This window comes from Paenibacillus sp. O199 (assembly GCF_001636635.1).
Classification (GTDB): Bacteria; Bacillota; Bacilli; order Paenibacillales; family Paenibacillaceae; genus Paenibacillus; species Paenibacillus marchantiae.
The window spans coordinates 37,906-57,618 of the sequence record NZ_LGRP01000020.1 but is presented as its reverse complement, the minus strand read 5'-3'; the positions used below and the strand labels follow the sequence as shown (position 1 = coordinate 57,618).

15 protein-coding genes are annotated in these 19,713 nt (G+C 49.2%); 4 read left to right on the top strand and 11 right to left on the bottom strand.

Annotated features, from left to right (window positions below; translation table 11 throughout):
* Window positions 1–64: 64 nt before the first annotated feature.
* The 4 genes from A6049_RS23320 to A6049_RS23305 form a co-directional block, all read right to left on the bottom strand.
* Complete coding sequence (locus A6049_RS23320; protein ID WP_063566941.1) at window positions 65–1,141, bottom strand: ABC transporter substrate-binding protein; 1,077 nt, start codon at window positions 1,139–1,141, stop codon at window positions 65–67.
* 103 nt (window positions 1,142–1,244) lie between these two features.
* On the bottom strand, window positions 1,245–2,201 hold the full coding sequence (locus A6049_RS23315; RefSeq protein ID WP_240321523.1) for an ABC transporter permease: 957 nt from the start codon (window positions 2,199–2,201) through the stop codon (window positions 1,245–1,247).
* The gene (locus A6049_RS23310) at window positions 2,198–3,022 is read right to left on the bottom strand and encodes an ABC transporter permease (protein ID WP_240321522.1); all 825 of its coding nucleotides are present in this window, start codon (window positions 3,020–3,022) and stop codon (window positions 2,198–2,200) included. The genes A6049_RS23315 and A6049_RS23310 overlap by 4 nt, the downstream gene beginning before the upstream one ends.
* Window positions 2,991–3,806, bottom strand: a complete 816-nt coding sequence (locus A6049_RS23305) for an ABC transporter ATP-binding protein (protein ID WP_063566939.1) — start codon at window positions 3,804–3,806, stop codon at window positions 2,991–2,993. Before A6049_RS23305 ends, A6049_RS23310 begins: the two co-directional genes overlap by 32 nt.
* Before the next feature lie 544 nt (window positions 3,807–4,350).
* On the opposite strand from A6049_RS23305, the gene A6049_RS23300 reads away from it, so the two are divergent.
* The 3 genes from A6049_RS23300 (at window position 4,351) to A6049_RS34435 (ending at window position 8,854) form a co-directional block, all read left to right on the top strand.
* Window positions 4,351–6,573 carry a methyl-accepting chemotaxis protein gene (locus tag A6049_RS23300; RefSeq protein WP_063566938.1) on the top strand — a complete coding sequence of 741 codons (2,223 nt, stop codon included), beginning with the start codon at window positions 4,351–4,353 and terminating at the stop codon, window positions 6,571–6,573.
* 119 nt (window positions 6,574–6,692) lie between these two features.
* Window positions 6,693–7,694 (top strand): GTP 3',8-cyclase MoaA, encoded by a 1,002-nt coding sequence (moaA, locus tag A6049_RS23295; RefSeq protein ID WP_063566937.1) that lies wholly within the window; start codon window positions 6,693–6,695, stop codon window positions 7,692–7,694.
* Between the two features lie 323 nt (window positions 7,695–8,017).
* Complete coding sequence (locus A6049_RS34435; protein WP_063566936.1) at window positions 8,018–8,854, top strand: methyl-accepting chemotaxis protein; 837 nt, start codon at window positions 8,018–8,020, stop codon at window positions 8,852–8,854.
* Between the two features lie 89 nt (window positions 8,855–8,943).
* Here the strand turns inward: A6049_RS34435 and A6049_RS23285 are convergent, their stop codons facing one another.
* The gene (locus tag A6049_RS23285) at window positions 8,944–9,552 is read right to left on the bottom strand and encodes a LysE/ArgO family amino acid transporter (protein WP_063566935.1); all 609 of its coding nucleotides are present in this window, start codon (window positions 9,550–9,552) and stop codon (window positions 8,944–8,946) included.
* Window positions 9,553–9,709: 157 nt separating this feature from the next.
* Here A6049_RS23285 and A6049_RS23280 point away from each other — a divergent pair, with 157 nt between their 5' ends.
* Window positions 9,710–11,197 (top strand): aminotransferase-like domain-containing protein, encoded by a 1,488-nt coding sequence (locus tag A6049_RS23280; RefSeq protein WP_063566934.1) that lies wholly within the window; start codon window positions 9,710–9,712, stop codon window positions 11,195–11,197.
* Window positions 11,198–11,311: 114 nt separating this feature from the next.
* On the opposite strand, the gene A6049_RS23275 is transcribed toward A6049_RS23280, so the two are convergent.
* The 6 genes from A6049_RS23275 to A6049_RS23250 form a co-directional block, all read right to left on the bottom strand.
* Window positions 11,312–12,139 carry a carbohydrate ABC transporter permease gene (locus A6049_RS23275; protein WP_024632759.1) on the bottom strand — a complete coding sequence of 276 codons (828 nt, stop codon included), beginning with the start codon at window positions 12,137–12,139 and terminating at the stop codon, window positions 11,312–11,314.
* Window positions 12,136–13,020, bottom strand: a complete 885-nt coding sequence (locus tag A6049_RS23270; RefSeq protein WP_063566933.1) for a carbohydrate ABC transporter permease — start codon at window positions 13,018–13,020, stop codon at window positions 12,136–12,138. The genes A6049_RS23275 and A6049_RS23270 overlap by 4 nt, the downstream gene beginning before the upstream one ends.
* Before the next feature lie 78 nt (window positions 13,021–13,098).
* Window positions 13,099–14,379, bottom strand: a complete 1,281-nt coding sequence (locus A6049_RS23265) for an ABC transporter substrate-binding protein (protein ID WP_063566932.1) — start codon at window positions 14,377–14,379, stop codon at window positions 13,099–13,101.
* Between the two features lie 144 nt (window positions 14,380–14,523).
* A complete protein-coding gene (locus tag A6049_RS23260; protein WP_063566931.1) occupies window positions 14,524–15,624 on the bottom strand; it encodes a response regulator in 1,101 nt (366 codons plus the stop codon).
* Entirely contained in the window at window positions 15,621–17,411 is a 1,791-nt protein-coding gene (locus A6049_RS23255) for a sensor histidine kinase (RefSeq protein WP_063566930.1), read from the bottom strand. Before A6049_RS23255 ends, A6049_RS23260 begins: the two co-directional genes overlap by 4 nt.
* Window positions 17,412–17,541: 130 nt before the next feature.
* Entirely contained in the window at window positions 17,542–19,545 is a 2,004-nt protein-coding gene (locus tag A6049_RS23250) for a beta-galactosidase (RefSeq protein WP_063566929.1), read from the bottom strand.
* Between the last annotated feature and the right edge of the window lie 168 nt (window positions 19,546–19,713).

Sequence of the window (19,713 nt, the reverse complement as noted above, 5' to 3'; positions counted from 1 at the left end):
ACCTATGGACTTTACACTTGACCACTCCGATTGCAGTACCCTCTTCTGAACGCTCCACGCTTATTTAGTTCGTCACATCCTTCACCGCTTCTTCATAGATGCTTTTCTCCAGTGCTTCGTCCAGATTGGCAGCTTTCTTGATCAGGCCATACTTCAGGGCAATATCCGCAGTCCGCGTAAACGATTCATCCACGAAACTACCTACCTGTTTCTCTGTAAATCCTTCCGGTCGAATCAGCTTCGCAATCTCTTCCAGCATGGTCACCTGATGTTCGCGGGTCGTGCTGCCGTCTGTTACGTTTTTCATCACGATATCCACCGTTTCTTTCTGATTGTCGATGGCGTAGTTCCAGCCTTTCAGAACGGCACGGGTCACTTTCACCGCCAGCTCTTTATTACTGTCCACCCAATCCTTCTTCGCGATCAGCGTATCCTCCAGCATGCCTACCCCGGCATCCTCAATGTTGAATACATCCAGGTCGGACTCCTTCGTTCCGCTTTCCAGTACCACGTGATATTCGTTATAGATCGTTGCCGTGGCGACATCCACCTGATCGTTGAAGAACTGATCCATCGTGAAGCCCTGCTTCACCAGTTCTATATCCTTCTTTGGATCAAGGCCGTTCTTCTCCATAAAAGCGAGAACCTGGAACTGCTGGCTGCCGAACCATGTGCTCACTTTCTTGCCTTTCATCTGGGCTGGATCGGTAATACCTGCGGACTTCTTGGCAATCAATCGATAACTGCTCTTCTGCGAAATCTGGGCGAGGGAGACCAGCGGAAGACCGTTATCCCGGCTGACCAGCAAACTGTCTACCCCAGTGATACCCACATCGGCTGCGCCGTTGACCACCTGCTGTTCAATCACGATATCCGGGCCACCCGGAATGATCTCGGCATCAATACCTTCATCTGCAAAGAAACCTTTCTCCTTAGCGGCGTATATCCCGGCGAACTGAGCCTGAGGCACCCATTTGAGCTGGATCTTCACTTTGGTTAAGGGCTGATCTGAACCTTCCGCTCCCTCCGAGCTGGCAGCAGAAGGGGTGACGGACGGCTCTGATTTCGCGGAACACGCTCCCAGCATCGCAACGACCAACAGTACCAACACCAGAAAACCCGGTTTTAACGTTTTGTACATATACAGAACAACCCCCTGTTTATATAAGGATCTTCAATCAGGTACTGTGAAATCTGCTTCACGAGTCAATCGATCTTTGGAAGGTTGGCACCTTGATGAGTTTTTATGGATCTGTACGTGCACGATTCCACGGGATCAGCCGTTTCTCGGCCAGAACGACGACTTCATACAGCACAATACCGAGCACAGCGGCGATAACAATACAGGACCAGGCAAGTGGCATGTTCGCCAGTCGGATCTGATCCGAGAGCAAGTATCCAAGCCCCTGGGAGGCGATGAAAAACTCACCCACAATGGCGCCAATAATGCTGGTCGACATATTAATTTTCAGACCTGCGAAGAGGGAAGGTAGCGCATGTGGCCAGCGCAGCTTCACGAAAACCTGCATCCTACTGGCGGCAAGACCACCCATCAGATCACTGTATTGCGGCTGAATTGAGGTCAAGCCCTTGAATAGACTCACAGCCATGGCAGCCATCGTAATTACAGCCACGACGGCAATACGTGACCATATCCCGTCCCCAAACCAGTTGTTCATAATCGGGGCCAGCGCAACAATCGGAACGGCGTTCAGTGCTGACATTACAGCAACTGCCGCCCTGCCACTCGTCGGGAAGAAGGATGCAACCGAAGCCGCCAAAGCTCCCAGCAAGGAGCCTAGCAGAAAGCCACCCAGCATCTCGGTTCCGCTGTACATCGCGTATCGGAAGAGCATTTCTGCATTTTCGCTGATGGACGCTGCAATTGCTGATGGCACAGGCAGTTGGTAACTTTCAAGCGAGAATAACTGATGGAACAATCGAAGCTGCCATAAGGTAAGAAATAAGGCTCCGGCAAGCCACGGCAGTAGGCGCAATCCAATTGATCTTTTGCGAACACTACTACCCCGCAGTCTCTGTCCGGCTTGTCCCTGTTGCCCATGGATATCCGAGCCTGAAGCAGTTGGCACCTTAATCGAATCCACAATAGATTCCCCAATGGAGCCCGTGCCCGTGCCAGAGACAGCGACCGTCGCACCCTCCTCACCTTTGCGGCTTACCACCACACTTTCATTCATCATGCAGCACGCCCTCCCTTAGCCCTGAATTCGGGCTGCCATGGGGTTAGCCAGCGCTCAGCAAGGCTGATGGCAAGATACGAGATGAGTCCAATACCAATGCTGAGCATGATGGTTGCCCAGAACATGCCGATTTGGGCACTGCCGTAATACAAGGAACTGACCATCAGTACGCCAAGTCCATCCGGGGCTCCCATTAGCTCCACCACAATGGAAGAAGTGACTGCAAGTGGAGCAGCTATTTTCATCCCGGAAAACAGACCAGGCAGTGCAGAAGGCAGCAGACATTTGACATAACGCGCAGGCAGGGAAGCTCCACAGGAACGCATAAGCTCCAGATGCTCCGGCGCTGCACTTTTTAATCCTTTGAGTGTGTGGATGATAATCGGGAAGAACGTAACGTAAGCCGCCATTATAATTCGGGCCCACTCGGCGTTATGGATAATGCCATAGACAATGGGCGCAAGACCGATTACGGGCACCATCTGGGAAGAGATGACATACGGAGATAAGGTACGCTCTACCCAAACCGCCACACTCATGAGCAGGGCCAACAGCAGACCTAACACGGTTCCACCTGCAAAACCAATTGCTGCATTCCCAAACGTTACGGCCCCCTGTTCAGCCAATGTGCCTGAGTAACGAAACAGGGCTGCGAGAACCTCGTGCAGATAAGGAAGACGGGACGCTGCCTGCTGGGGTGACAAGAACAAGTGGAGAATCCAGGCGATACCTTCCCACAGCAGCAATACGGACAAAATCCAGATCACTACCCAGGAGCGAAAACCCAGCTTACTGGTGTGCAGGAACATGGATTGGATCACGCTCCTCATAGAAACAATTTCGGATGGTGGTCATCATGCGGTAAAAGGCTTCGGTTTCCCTCAGCTCTCGATCCCGCTTGGCTGGCAGGTTGAAGGAATGAATGGAGTGCACCTGACCAGGGTGTGCGGAGAGGACGATGATGCGGTCAGATAGAAATACGGCCTCGGGGATACTGTGTGTAACGAACAGGAATGTCTTGCCTGTAGATCGCTTAATATCAAGCAGCTCCAATTGCAGCTTCTCCTTCGTGAATTCATCCAGTGCGGAGAAAGGTTCATCCATAAGCAACAATGGCGGATCAAGCGCGAGTGCACGTGCAATGGAAACACGCTGCTGCATGCCCCCACTGAGCTGCCATGGATAATGGTCAGCAAAGCGAGTCAGCCCGACCATTTCAAGCAGTTCACCACTCATGCGGCGGCACTCCTTCCGGCTTGTGCCGAGCAGCTCCAGGGGAAGCTCCACATTGTGGCGTACCGTGCGCCAATCGAATAACGCTGGAGTCTGGAAGACAATACCGAACTGGCGCTGCAACCGCGCCCGCTCCGGTTCCTCCCCGGCAACCCGGATGCTGCCTGTCGTTGGCTGGAGCAAATCGGCTACGAGTCGCAGCAGTGTGGACTTTCCACAACCCGAGGGGCCAAGCAGAGAGACAAATTCATTGAAATGGATTTGAAATGAAACGTCGGACAGGGCGGTAACTTGTTGTGCTCCACTGCCAAATACAACGGACACGTGATCCAGCTCGATATGGCAGGTGTCGGGGACGATGATAGAGGACATGGGCATTCTCCTTTTCGCGGGAAGCTCGCAATCTTTTCACACCAAGGCTGAATGGAAGGTTTATATACACGAACGTAACAGGTTTTGCTTGTTAGGTAATACTATATATCTTTGGGCGGGGATTACATTATACAGACTGTTTTGAGTATGGGCCTGTTCATGTTACACAGTGTAAAATGATACCGATTCTCAGTCCTAAACATGTCAATGTCCGTGTATGTTATCTAACATCTGCTTCACTTATACAGAACTCTTGTAATATCCAAGTAAAGGCGCATAATCATTTGTATTTATTGAATAAATATTCGGAAAATATGACATATACCCTCGTATTCTTGTTGATTTTCTTGTATAAACATTGATAACAGCATTTTGCAAAATGCTCATATAGAAGGACGTGAACTCTCGCCCCGATACGGTGTCTGGTTCTGGGATCATGAAGGCGGTGTCATTGATTCCCGTCCACCACCCATATTGGCTGGATAATCGCGTTTCCGAACAGTCTCGCAAAGGATTTTCAAAATCAGAAATCGGGGTGGTCCGTATGTTTGATTGGCTGGGATCGAGAAAAGGGTGGCCGCTGTGGCGGTCGTATCGGTTGAATGCAAATATGAAGCAAGACGTAGAGGAAATCTTTGAGGGCATCGCCGAGACCCGGCGGCAGCTTTTGATGGATTGGGCTGAGGAGCAGTGGAATCATCTGGATCGATTGCTTCAGCAGGTACGAGCTGTTCATCCGCAAGGTATGTTGCAAGGCTCCGAAGATGTACATGGATTAGAGGTATGGTTCGCAGCAAGTTATGTACGCGCTACCGATAGTACTGAGCTTTTTATGCTGAACGAGCAAAACCAGGTTGTATTTTCTACATATAAGAAACATATTGGACAAGTCTACGAAGATGGAAATGCTTTGATCGGGCCAGGACTTAGGTATACCCAAGCGGATATCAACGGACAAAAGTGCCTGTTTGGACCTTATTCTGATCCGCTCACACTAGAAATTGGACCACGTTCTTCCACGTTTCACGATGATGTAACCTTGACGTTTATCGTACCGATCATGGAAAGCGGCCGTTACATCGGTTCCCTGTGCAGTCGTGTGCCTAATGATGTATTGGGCGATCTGATCCAGCGTGAATCAGGCCACATCTACCCTGATTCGGGGGATAATTATCTTTTTATGGCTGAATCAAAACTGCGGCCCACGCTTCAACCCGGGACTGCCCTGTCCCGCAGCCGCTTCGAGGATCATACATTCACCCATGGGGAGAATCTGAAAGACGGCGTAACCACCGAATGGGGCGTTGTATCTGTTAAAGAACATACCGAATTGGAACTGATGTTTACCGATCCTTCTACCAATGAACTTCATCCCGGTGTAGCGAATACCATTCACAATGGCTCCAATCTGTTTGTGGCTTTTCCGGGTTATTCAGACTATCGTCATATATCAGTTATTGGAAAAGGCATCACGTTCCAGCTTCCCCACTGTCCGGATCTGTGGGGCATGATGTGTGAAGGCGATCTGGAGGAAGTGTATCGGATACGCAGCATTGGCTGGCGCCAATTCAAGCAGCATAGCTTGTACATCCTGTTGTCAGGCATTGCGGGAGCTGCACTTGTATATGCGCTGACTGGAAGTGCATGGAGCGCAGCAGCCATCGCTGCCTTTAATTTCATCTATGGATTCCTGACTGCAAGCCAACTGCAACGAAAACATGTTCAACGGGGCCATGAGGATTTGCGCCGCATTAGCCGCTTTATTCGGATTAACGCCGAAGGCAAAGGGGATCTGACTCAGCGTCTGGACACGTCGGCTTTTGCCCAGGATGAGTCAGGTGAACTCGCGAAATGGATTAACAATATGATCGACTCTCTGGAAGGAATTATGCTCAAGGTACAGCTTGCCACCGTGGATGTGATGAACAACCAGCACCAGATGCGGGCGTCAACGGAAACTACACAGGGAACAACCGAACGTGTAAATCTCAAACTTGGCTCTATGATTCAGGGGATACGCAAGCAGCTTGAGGACCTGGATCAGGCCAAAGTAGCCGCCGACGAAATGCGCCTCACCTTACAACAGCTTGAAGTGTCGTCCACAGAGCAGATTGACGTTGCCCGCCAGGAAGTGGAGCGTATTGGAGACAAAATGACTCAGATCTCGGGAGCCGTGTCCGACACCAACCATACGATTCTATCCTTTATGGCGACCATGCAGGATATCTACCGCGCACTTGCTGTCATTGATGAAATTTCGGCACAGACCAACCTGCTTGCACTAAATGCTTCCATTGAAGCAGCCCATGTTGGCGAACACGGACGTGGATTTGCCGTCGTTGCTGGTGAGATCCGCAAACTTGCAGAATTATCCCGTTCCTCCACGGAAGATATTCATCAGATTCTGGATAATATCTCAGTAGCGGCAGGAGCAGCCTCGCAATCCATCAAGGAAGGCGATCAGGTGCTGGCTGAAGGCACCACGCTTGTTCAGGCTGCTTCGCAGTTACTCCAAAGTGCAACGGCTGAAGAACCCCAAAGAACACAGGTTGTAGATCAGGTCGTGGTATTGATGGAGAATATCGCTGCCATCAGCCACAAAAATCGTTCCACGTCTTCGGAGGTGGAAGCCGAGATGGTCGAGCTTATTAACGACATGCTGCACGTTCAGCATTCATCGCACAATGTCGAAGCCATCACGGTCTTCTTGCAACAGCTTGTGGGACAATTCCAACTGACCCATCCCGATAAAAACGTAATTACCTGACGTCATCATTGACGCGGATTGGAGAAATAGCTAAAATTTGATGCAACTGTTCGTTTAGACATTGTCGGTTCATTTCATATAGAAGCTTTCCAATCTGAATCAATGAAAGGGTGGTCTGCATGGAAATGCTCCAGGATTCTTTTGGCAGAATACATGACTACATCCGTATTTCTGTTACGGACCGCTGTAATTTGCGTTGTGTGTACTGTATGCCTGAAGAAGGCATGGAATTTGCCCCGCATGACCAAATTATGAGCTACGAGGAAATTGCCCAGGTGCTCAAAGTGTTGGCTCCAATGGGAATGCGCAAAGTCCGTCTGACTGGAGGCGAGCCTCTGGTACGGAAAGATCTGCATCAACTCGTAAGTATGATCTCGGCCATTGACGGGATTGAAGATATTGCGTTAACTACCAATGCATTGCTGCTGGACAAACAGGCTCAGGCCCTGAAAGACGCTGGACTGAACCGGATTAACATCAGTCTGGATTCCCTGCAGGCGAGCCGTTTCTCCATGATTACTCGCGGTGGGGATGTAAATAAGGTGCTGAAAGGCATTGAAGCCGCCACGGCAGTTGGACTTGCTCCGATCAAGCTGAATGTCGTGTTAATGAAGGGCATCAATGATGATGAGATTAAGGATTTCATTGCCATGACCATAGATCAGCCACTGCATGTACGCTTCATTGAATATATGCCGATTGGGCAGGCTTCAGATTCATGGCGCAAATCGTATTTGCCGCTGGAAGCAGTCACGGATGTATGCGCGGAGGCTGGCTGGGCGGTGGAAAATACGGCAGGTCCGGCAGGTAATGGTCCATCACGAAACATGAAGATTGCCGGTTCACAAGGGACATTCGGATTGATCCATCCGGTCAGTGATCACTTCTGTGACAACTGCAACCGTCTTCGCCTGACAGCAGACGGGCATATCAAAGCTTGTCTGTACTGGTCGGATGAATACAACGTTCGCCGCTTCGTAGATGCTCCCGATGCTATGGCAGCTCTCTTCCTCAAAGCGCTTGGCACCAAACCGAAGAATCATGAAATGGCGCTTGCCCTGGAGCAGAAAATGCAAAGTCATACACCGACGGTACGACGCATGTCCCAGATCGGCGGTTAGGCAAGCGTGATCTTGCGGGTACCTGCTCATCGTTTAAATGCATCAGAGCAGGAAGAAATAATAAACGTAAGCACACGATATACTTCTCAAAATACAGCCATTATCGATGTACTAAAAGCTGCTGAGGTCAGATGATCCTCAGCAGCTTTTTTGTCATGTATTTTTCTTTTTTCTAACCTTGTTGATCAATTTTCCTGATTTCAAGATTAAAATAAAATTAATCTGCCATATGTCCTCTTTAGGCCTTCAAGAATCCCGCAATTCTGACGATGAATATACAATACATCACGATAATACGCACACATATATAGGAGTTGATCCAATTGAATATTGTTGAAGCACTTGTTGCAGCAAGCCCGTATTTTAAAATCATGCTCAAGGAAAATGATTTGATGATTGCTGTTACCGATATGGAGCAGTTCCGGTATTACGTACGGAGCGAAGATCTTGATTTGGGTATCAAGGCCGGAGATCCGATCTCACTTGAAGATCCTACACTACGCCGGGCACTTATCCATGGTGAGACTTCAGCCAATCGTATTGAAGCGCATCATTACGGGACTCCCATTAACTCTGCGGCTACCCCGCTTCGCGATGAAGCAGGCCAGATCGTAGGCGCATTAGCCATTGGATTTTCGCTCAAAAACGAGGAGAAACTGGGGCACTTCACCGAATTGATCGGGGAAATCAGCGGTAAGTTAACCGATATGGTTCAGACCGTAGCTGCTCAATCCCAGCAACTGACCGCTTCATCTTCACAGATTTTGGACAACACACGGATGGCGGTGCAAAATTCCAGTGAAGTCACCAAGGTAGCTTCATTCATTCGTGAAATTTCGGAGCAGACGAATCTGCTAGGTCTAAATGCTGCCATTGAGGCGGCTCGAGCAGGAGAAGCAGGAGCTGGCTTTGGCGTAGTTGCTACCGAAGTACGCAAATTATCCACCGGAACCAAAGAAGCCACAGTGAACATTGAACAGTCTTTGAAGGAAGTACAGCATTCCATTCGTCAGATGGAACAGGAGATTACCTCCATCGCCCAATCCAGTAATCAGCAAGCCGAACTCGTCACCGAGTTCAGCGAGGTGATTGATCAACTGAACAACGCATCCAAGGATCTCAAAGCTTTTATTGAATCCATGCTATTGAAGGCAGAATAAGATAGAATACTCATTTGGCGCATTAAGTATATAAGGCCAGCATATAAACAATCCCCGCACCTTTAACGTGAGGGGATTCTTTTCTATTTTTACGATAGAATCAGCTTCCACAGCATCATGCCCGCCATTCCGATCATGACTACAGCGGACAACCGATTGAAGAAAACACTGATCCGGCCTGTACGATCCGTTCTACCTACTAGCCTGCCTGCACCTGCAAGTCCCAGAAACCATACCCATGATACCACTGCCGCCGTTATCGCAAAATAAAAGCGTGTGACCCCTTCGTATTGAAGTGAACTGGTACCGATCACAGCTACCGTGTCCAGCAGGGCATGCGGGTTAAGCAAGGAAACGGAAGCTGCAAAAGCGATCTGTCTTCCCGCAGATAGCACTACTGCTGAACTATTCGCAGGCCCGGATGACTTCCAAATGCTCCATGCCATATAGAGCAAAAACACACTCCCTCCTGCATACAATACATTCGCCAACAGCGGCCATTGCAGCAAAATGAGGGACACCCCTCCGACCGCTGCTCCAATCAACAACGTATCACTGAGTCCTGCGGTTACTATAGCTGGCAGTGCCCGCGCATAACTTCGTTGACTCATTCCCTGATTAAAAATAAATACATTTTGTACACCGAGTGGCAAAATCAGGCCAAACGCCAGCACCACGGCGTGAATAATTACCCCCATCGTTCATCCCCCTTAGACATGTCTCCATAATAGTAGAGATAACGTCAGGCGTAACCAACCACTTGGATGGCATTGGACCCAACCAAATGATATAGTGTTCAAAATAAAAGAAAACGTAAATCCCATCACTCATTCTATAAAGGAGGCAAACCTGCCCATGAATCGTTCCGATTCTCGACAGGGGGGCAGCTGGAAGCCGGACCCGTCCCATTCCCTACCTCTGTACCGACAGATTGAAGTCTATATCAGCGAGAAAATTACTGCCGGCGAATGGACAGCAGGATATCGGCTTCCTTCACAACGAACACTGGCTCAATCCATGGGCGTGAATCGCAGCACGCTGGTTACTGCATTGGAAAATCTGGCCGCCGCAGGCATGATTGAAGGCAGACATGGTGGCGGAACCTATGTCTGCGGCTCTGGCTGGCATGCGCTGGCTCACGGAGCCATGGTCAACTGGGAGGAAGCCATCGAAGAAGGCTGGTATTACCCCAATCTGCCAGAGGTACAGCAGATTAACCGGGCTGAGTTCCAGCCAGGCATCATCAGGCTTGGTACAGGTGAGCTTGCACCTGAGCTGCTGCCCCAGAAGGCTTTTAACGACATCCTCCTTGCTCTATCCAGTCGTCCTCGTACACTAAACTACCTCGAACCTCAGGGTAGTCTGGAGCTCCGTCAGGCTTTGTCCGTTTACTTGCAAGAAAGTGGTATCCAAGCCTCCCCTGACTCCATTCTGATCGTATCCGGCTCTCTTCAGGCACTGCACCTTATTTCAGTTGGGCTTCTGCCCCGCGGATCGGCAGTTCTGCTGGAGAAACCATCTTATCTGTACTCCATTCATGCCTTCCAATCCGCCGGATTGAAAATGAGTGGCATTCCGATGGATGCCGAAGGCTTACACACTCTGCGTCTGGAAGATGCCGTACAGAATAATGCAAACAGGGAAAGCATCTCGCTGCTCTATACGATTCCGAGCTTCCACAATCCTACCGGCTCCGTCATGAGTGACAGCCGCCGGGAAGAACTGCTCGCCACAGCGCGGAACATCGGCATCTCCATATTGGAGGATGCCGCGTACAGTGACCTGTGGCTGGACGAGCTCCCGCCGCCAGCGCTGAAGGCGCGTGATAAAGAAGGACGGGTGCTGCACATGGGCACCTTGTCCAAGGCGGTGAGCCCCGGTCTGCGCCTCGGCTGGCTGGTTGGGCCGGAGCCGGTCATCCGTCGCCTCGCAGACATCAAGATGCAGACGGATTATGGCACCAGCTCCCTCGCTCAGGAGGCTGCTGCACTCTGGTTTGCCGATGGCTACCACGAGCAGCATATGGATCGCCTGCGGCCAGAACTTCGCAAACGCAGAGACTTTATGCTTGAGCTTCTGCAACGCGATTTCGCTGAACTCGCCGAGTGGAGCATACCTGCCGGAGGCTTTTATATCTGGCTCCGATTTACCGCCAGTCCTCTATCCATCCGCGAATTGTTCCATGCCTGTCTGGAGAATCATGTGCTGATTCATCCGGGTTATCTCTATGACCGCCTAGATGCAGAGCACATTCGTCTGTCTTATGCCTATGCTTCACCGGATGAGATGGAGCGTGGTCTGCACTTGCTAGCACAGACAGTCAAAAAGCTGATGACATCATGAAATGAAAAACCGCCTTGATCGGAAGGAATGACACCCCTCAGATCAAGGCAGTTCTTTTGAATTTTTGTATTAATAAGACAGATACATCTCGTCTAGATCGCAGGCAGGTTTTCTTTACCCTTTTACCGCACCTTCTGCAATACCCTCCATGATGAACTTTTGGAAGAACGCATAGATGAGAACCACCGGAATCGCGGTCAGTACCAGTGAGGACAGAATCAACGGCCATTCCTTGTTGTACTCGCCAAACAGCATGTTCGTGGACAGAATCAGCGTATAACGATTCACATCTGTCAGCATGAGTAGTGGCAACAGGAAGTCATTCCAGATCCACAGGAAGTCCAAGATGGCGATGGTGACCGTAATTGGCAGCAACAGTGGGAAGATGATCTGGAAGAACGTCTGGAACTCATTACATCCATCCATCTGTGCCGATTCTTCCAATTCACGCGGTATGGACTTAACAAACCCGTGATACAGGAAGATCGCCATGTTCACACCAAGTCCGATATAGATCAGAGCCAATCCGTATGTGCTGCCTTGGACGTGAAGTCCTTTGGCAACCCGTGTCAGCGGAATCATGATCGAGTGAAAAGGAACGAGCATGGATGCCACGAACAGGAAGAAGATCAGGTTGCTCAATCTGCCTGAAGTACGCGACAGCTTGTATCCGGCCAATGAAGCGCAGAATACAATACCCCCAATCCCCAGGAAGGATACAATCGCCGAGTTCAAGGAGCTGCCCAGCAGGTTGATTTTGTTAAATGCATCCGAGTAGTTTTCCCAATGAAATGTCGTTGGGAGAGCTATAAAGGACTGGAACATTTCGCCTTGTGTTTTGAATGAGTTCACAATCGCCATGTAGATTGGCAGCATTGCGACGAGGGAGCCCAGCACCAGCAGCAGTCGAATCAGGTAGCTGTTAATTCGTTGCATCCTCATGCTTCCACCTCTTTCTTCTTCATCACCGTAATCTGGATGAGCGTGAAGATGAGCACGATGACGAATAACACAACCGACTTGGCACTGGCATAACCGTATCTAAAATTGTTGGAGAATGCCTCTTCATAGATATTCATCGTAATGACCTGAGTGGCTCTGCCTGGACCGCCACCTGTCAGACCGTACACAACTTCAAATACTTTGAAGGCTCCGTTCAGTGTCAGGAAGAAACAGATCGTCACGGCATGAGTGATCATCGGCAATACGACATTACGCAGTACCTGGAACGCGTTGGCTCCATCAATAACAGCCGCTTCCTTCAGACTCTTCGGCACACCCTGGAGTGCAGCCAGATAGATGATCATCATATACCCCACACCATTCCAGAGCGATACGATCAGGATGGAGTAGAATGAAAATTTCGGATCACCCAGCCACTGTTGGTCCAAAAAGGAGAACGCCAACTTCTCGGCCAGCTGCGGCAGCACCTGGGAGAAGATGAATGTCCACATAAAGGCGCTGATGATTGTACTGATCATGTTCGGCATGAAAAACAGGGTCCGGAATAACCCCTTGCTGCGCGTCCGTGTCTCAATGAACACGGCGAGCAGCAAGGCAATTCCATTTTGCAGAATCAGCATAAACACCACATATTTCAACGTGAACCACAGGGAATTCAGAAAGTCGGGATCTTCCTTGAACAGTTCCACGAAGTTCCCCAGACCGATAAAACTGTAATCCCGGTTCAGACCATTCCAGTCCGTCAAGCTGTAGAACAAGCCGCTAAATGTGGGATACAGCAGGAAAATGGCATAGATGACAAAGGCAGGCGCAGTGAACGCTAGCAGCGACAGATACTTCTTGAATACATTCGTAGCCATTGGTTCTCCCCCTTTTCACTATAAGCATACTCGCGGAAACGGGGGAACGAAGACCGTTCTGCCAGCCGTTTCATCTGCTTACTTGTTGACTTTGTTGTAGGATTTCCACGCCTTGTCGAGCGCATCAATCACCTGCTGCTGATCCAGTTGTCCGGAGTAGTAACCTTGCAGCGCTTTGCCTGATTCATCCTTAACCGCTTGAGGAATGGATGGATCCTGATACGCTTTGCCTTCATTAACATATTTCAGGGCATCGTCTACCCAAGGGAAACTTTTGAAGTCATGAATTTTGGCAACCGGATTGAATTTCAGTGCTTCGTAGAATGCACTTGAGTCCTTGTCATCGAGAACATAGTTCACGAAGTCGAGTGCCACTTCCTTGTTTTTGCTGGAGGAAGATACGGCCAGTGAAGTCGATGTGCTCAGGTTGATTTTGGTATCATCCGGGTTGTCATTGATCGGCAGTGGAGCTACGCCGAAGTTGATATCCGGATTGGACTTCAGGATGGTTTCCGCGAACCAAGGTCCTTGAATCCACATTGCTGCTTTGCCTGTTGCAAAGGCTGCTGAACCATCATCGCCGCCCACTTCGAGTGCTTTCTCCGTTCCATTGGCATTGACGAGATCGAAGATGTCGAACAAGGATTTCATATCCGAGAAGGAACCTTGATCCTGATTCATCTTATCCAAGAAGTCTTTATGTTCTGACTGAGTCAGTGCACCTACAGTAAGTGGCAGGAACAGTTGTGGAATCCAGGCTTCTTTGTATGAAAGTTCAAACGGGGTGATGTTGGCTGCTTTCAGCTTTTCCACGACCGCTTTCATTTCCGTCAAAGTTGTAGGTACCTCTATCCCCTGCTCTTTGAAAATATCCTTATTGTACAGGTATCCCCAAGATAACGTTTCCAAAGGAACGGCCACGACTTTACCCGATGCATCCGTTACGGAAGGCTTAACGGAATCCAGTAATTTATCGACAAAAGGTTGACCCGACAGGTCTTCCAGATAACCTGCTTTGCTGAACGGTGGAATTTCATTGACCGCATGAAGTGCGAACACGTCCGGTGCATCATTGGAGGCAAGTCGTGTTTTCAGAATCTGAGGCGCATTATCTGCTGGCGGCATCTCCAGTTGTACGTTGACCTCAATATTCTTTTCGGCTTTCTCCTTGGCTTTGAACTGTTCTATATATTTATCGTAATGTTCTTTCAGCCGCGGCTGTGCAATGAATACTTTGAGGGACACCGTACTGCCCGATGCAGTTCCCTCCGTCTTACCATCCGTACCCGCATTGGAACCGCAGCCTGCGAGCAGAACACTCACAAGTACCGCACTTGCTACGCTTTTCCATACTTTCATCTCTTATGACCTCCCGGTGTAACTGGTTTGTCTTTCATAGGATCATTATATATCACGAAATGAAAGCGCTTCATTGGACATTATTAGACTCATTTATTGGATTATTTTAAACCTTAATCCAACTGTAAGCTCTCTGTGAACGAATTATTTAGGGCTGTTACCTGATATTCGAGGTTGTCCCTTTCGCATCTCTCCAGGCGAAACTCCGAAGTGTTTCTTGAACACCCGGTAAAAGTACGATACATCCTCATAACCCGTCATCTCAGCAATATGTTTGAATGGAATCTGATCATCGAGCACCCACTCCTTGGCTCTTGCCATCCGTAACTGGACAATATAGTCGGTCACATTCACGCTGTGTTCTTTTTTGAACACCTTGCTGAGATATTCTTTGCTAACAAAAAAGATCTGGGCAAGCTGCTCCAGCGTAATCATCTCCATGCAATGCTGCTCGATGTATTGCTTCACCTCATCCAGGTTCAGCTTGTTCTTGAATTTGCGCTGCGCAATCAGCTGCTCCAACGAAGTATAGTAAGGCGCTGATATCCAGTCCACCGCCGATGCGATGGACGCCAGAGCCGTCGGCGGCGGGAGCACAGCTGCTACAGGTTGCTCGCATAAGCCGTTGGAAACACACAGCTCGCCCAGCAGCGTCTGTAATTCGTATGCGATCCGCCCAAGCTGTTGCGGTCTCCGGATATCACTGGTATCAAGTCGGTGCTCCAGCTGCCCGAACAGCTCATGTAATCCCTGAACGTTCAAGTCGTTAAAACGCAAGCGTGCCTGCTGCTGAAACAACGAGAATTCGCCAGAAAAAGCCGAAGGATAAGGTTCCCACGACTCCGGCCCGGACTCGGTCTTTTCCAATTCACGTTTACACTTGGCCAGAACGTTATTCAATTCATCGGGATTTACTGGCTTAAGCAGATAATCAGCGGCACGGTGACGAATGGCATGTTTCGCATAATTGAAATCATCATAACCGCTGACCACAATCACTTTGATATGCGGATATTGTGCGCTCAGCGTCTGGAGCAGTTCCACGCCGTCTTTACCCGGCATACGCATGTCTGTAATGATAATATGGGGCTGATGCTGCTCGACCAACCGGATCGCCTCTCCGCCATCCTCTGCCTCACCTGCTACCACCATGCCAAGCTCATCCCACGTGCCCAAATTGCGCAAAATGTCTCTATTCCATGGCTCGTCGTCCACTAACAGCACTCTATAATGATCCTTGTTCACGAGATCTCGCCTCCTGTATGGCAAGGAATTTGAACAGTGACACGGGTTCCCTGTCCTTCCCCACTCTCCATGTTCATACCGTATGCAGGCCCAAAGTGCATCAAAATGCGTGATGCGGCATTGACCAGACCAATGCTAGTGCCCGAGCTCCATACTCTGTCTCCTTGCTGGGACAGCTTGGACAGTCTCGATTGCATCTCGGCCAGCCTCTCTTGATCCATGCCCATCCCATTATCGGAAATGCGGATGGTTACCTCATGATCTAGTCGGACAACTTGAATGTTCAATTTCCACTCTCCCTGCTTTTTCTCCAGACCATGAACAAATGCATTCTCCACAATCGGTTGCAGGGACAACTTGGGAATGTAACAGTTATTCAGCCCGCCTTCAATCTCCAGTTTATATTCAAGTCTGCTGCCAAAACGCTGCTTCTGAATGAGCATATAATGCTCCAGTTGGTCCAATTCGGACTGTAATGGCACGAGACCATCCGGCGCTCTGACAATATAACGGAACATCTCACTTAGTGCACGAATAACTTTATAACTGTCTGCCGGCTTCTGTGAGTACACCATACCTCCGATCATCTGCAACGTATTTTGTAGAAAATGCGGGTGAATCTGGGACTGAAGCGCCTTGAGCTCGGCCGTCTGTTTCTCCAGATTCATGAGATAGTTATCCCGGATATGCTCCCGAATGCGGCTTGCCATACCATGCAGATTTTTCTCCAGCAGGCCAATCTCATCCACCCGACCACTGCGCACCACTTCCTTGTCCTTGATCAACTGGATTCCCTTCATGGAATTCGCCAGTCTGACAATCGGTTTGGATGTTCGCCAAGCCACAAGTGCTGCCAACAATACCGAAACCACGGTAGCCAGCCCACCCACAACAAGACCATATTTCATCGTTTCCATTGCACTCTCATTGATGACATGGGAAGGTACAATTTTGATCAGACGCATTCCTGAAGGATCAATGGCATGATAGAATACATATTCCTTGGCTGTTCGAATGAAACCGGAACTGTCCTTCGTAGCTGCGAGCCTTTCCAGCGCCTCTGCTGAAGGCTGTATCTCCTTATTTGGCTGATAGACCGGACTTCCCGTACTATCCGCGATGTACACCGCATAATCTCCCCGGCTGTCCAGCAATTCCAGTGTCTGATTGAATTCGGCCCACTTGACTTCCAGACTGATCGCGCCGATCTGCGCCTGATCCTCGAATCGGTTCATGCTGCGGGTCATATGGAACTTCTCCGGATCGTTCGGATCATTAATAATCGTAAAGTCCTTATGCTGTTCAAAAAGTTCATCGTATGCCGAAGGAATGTCCGGAACCGATCGGATTCGGCTTTCCATCGAGTTGAAGGTAAACAATGTGTCCAGTTCCTTCAGGTACAATTCCACGCCAAATACATAGTTGCCAGCCGAATAATATACACTGTTCAGCATGTTGAACACAGCCTTCTGTTCATCGAAGCGGCTGGCAGCTGGAGCATCCTGGTTCAATGCCAAATACTGATGCAGCTCATCACTGATCTGAATGGAATAGATGAGATTGTTCATCCGCGCGAATTGTTCACCCAAATAGATGGAGGCCCAATTCATATTCGCACGGTTGGTCTCCATGATCTCTTCTTCCATGGAAGAACGGGTATTTTCGGCTGCTACAACCGTCATGGCAATGACGGGCAGAATGGCCAGAAACGTCATGGTGAGGATTAATTTGTTGCGAATGCTGCGTTTGAACGGATCAGTAAGCTTCCGATATAATTCGGTAAACACGAGGCATCCACTCCTGAGCTATGAGCTAAAATAAGATAAACGCCCCAGCATGAAGCCGAGGGCGCTTTGGTCTTGGTATTCTTTTTATAATCATTGAAAACAGACTTGTCAATTCATTTATGTTTTCCCATTATTGCTCAATAATGCAGAACCCCCATGGTTCCAGCTTCATATTCTGCCCTCCGGACACCGCTATTCCTGCCAGAAGTTCCGTTCCGTCCCCGTAGGCATACACGAACGAAGTCGCCTGATCAGAGTAGTTAAAGTAGTACCGAATCGTATTCCCCTGATCATTCACTCCGCTCTTCACGATGATTGGAAAAGCCAATTCCTGATCGGTTCCCCACAGTCCAGCTTCCTTCATGACACGCTCCAACACGTTGCGGATCACCGCGGAGCTGGTATAACATCCAACGTACGTTGCTTTGCCCTTGCCATAGGTATTCTGAGTAATTGCTGCATATTCTCCCCAGTGAGGATGATCATACCAGGCCAGCACTTCTGCAGTTGTTGGTGTGATGAGTTCCATCCAGGTGTGAATCTGATTCTGTTCCTCTCCAACCTCGAACGGATCATCTCGAAGCGACACATTTTTCGGCTCTACAAAAAGGTTGTAACTGATGCCACAAGCCTCACTGATCAGTCCAGGCTGGCGGGTAGAGCGGACCTTAATATGCTCATTAGCGAATCCGCTCTTGAAGGAGTAAACGATATGCCCACCATCCTGTACGAATTGGTTCAGCCTCTCAAGCAAGACATCGGAAGCTGCGTACAAAGCAGGCACAACGATCACATCATAGCCTTCATAACTCTCCACGGACGGATCAATCAGATCACAGCCAATATTCATTTTGTATAATTCGTCATACATCCAGCGGATAACGTCGTTGTATTTTTTGTCACTCGTAAAATTAAATCCGAACCACTTGATCGACGTCAACGCCTCATTGCTGAACAGCACGGCTACCCGATTCGTTTTCTTCAAATTCACCAGTTGCGGGCTAAGTCTGGCAAAATCCCGGCCGATCGTTTTGGCCTCGTTGTAGACCGGATTGGGTTCAAAATCATGGCTCAGCAATCCTTTCCAATACGTCTCGAACGAATTATGCAAGGAATGCCAGTGCCAATAGGCGACCATGTTTGCTCCCGATGCCAGGTGGCTAAACGCCTGAAGGCGAAGCTGTCCGGGGTAGGGAACCCAATGCCAGAAAGCCTGCGCTTCCGTCTCCAGTACGAGATAGTTCGATTGTTTGGTGGAACGTGCCACGTCACCACCGAATGAAATCTCAATGCCGGTCAGATCATCCTGCGACGGATGGTAGATGTCCACACTGGTGATGTCAAAAGGTTTGGATGCGGCAAAATGGTCCACATCTCCCTGAATGCCGTACGAATATCCACGCCAGTCGAAGTCAAAATTCTGGGTTACAAACTGCCCCTCCTGTTTGTACTCATTTACAATTCCGACCTGCCACGCTAGAAAGTTAGTTACCAGTTGGCGCTGGAATTTGGCAAATTCAGCTCCCAGACTGCCGTTGATTGTACCAACAACAGACGGGAAGTCCTCCCAGCTATTAATGCGGTTACTCCAGTAATCCAGCCCAAATTCCTTGTTCAGATCATCCAATGAGCTGAACTTGTTACGCATATATTTGACGAATTGCAATTGTACATTATCTCCGGCAGTGTTGTAATGCTTCGTTTCGTTATCCGTCTGATAACCAATCACGGCAGGGTGTTTACTGACACGGGAAATCAGCTTGCGAATGATGCGTTCCGCATAGAACAGATACGTCGGATGTGTGATATCCATGATCTGCCGCGCCCCATATTTCCCCGTTCCCTGTACCGTTGTTGCCAGAACATCCGGGTGCTCCTTGACCATCCACGTCGGAACAGCATACGTAGGTGTACCCACAATAACCTGAATACCCGCCGCATGCATGGCATCCAGAACACGATCTACTGAGGAGAAGTCGAATACACCATTCTGTGGTTCATGCGTACTCCATGTTGATTCCGCAATCCGCACCACGTTGATGCCTGCATCTTTCATCATCTGAATATCCTTGTCCAATCGCTCATAAGGCATATATTCGTCATAGTAGGCTACCCCGTACAATAACTTGTCCATGTTAAAATCCCCTTTTCATCCGGAAGTATGAAGCTCTTGGCATTTATACAAAATGAAATGATCCAATTGAAAAATGATAACGTTTACATTATTATCTATTGAAGTACATCAGAGACTTAGCAATCTGCCGAACGCTCTCCTGTTCTGCGATTTTCAATGTTGGCGTTA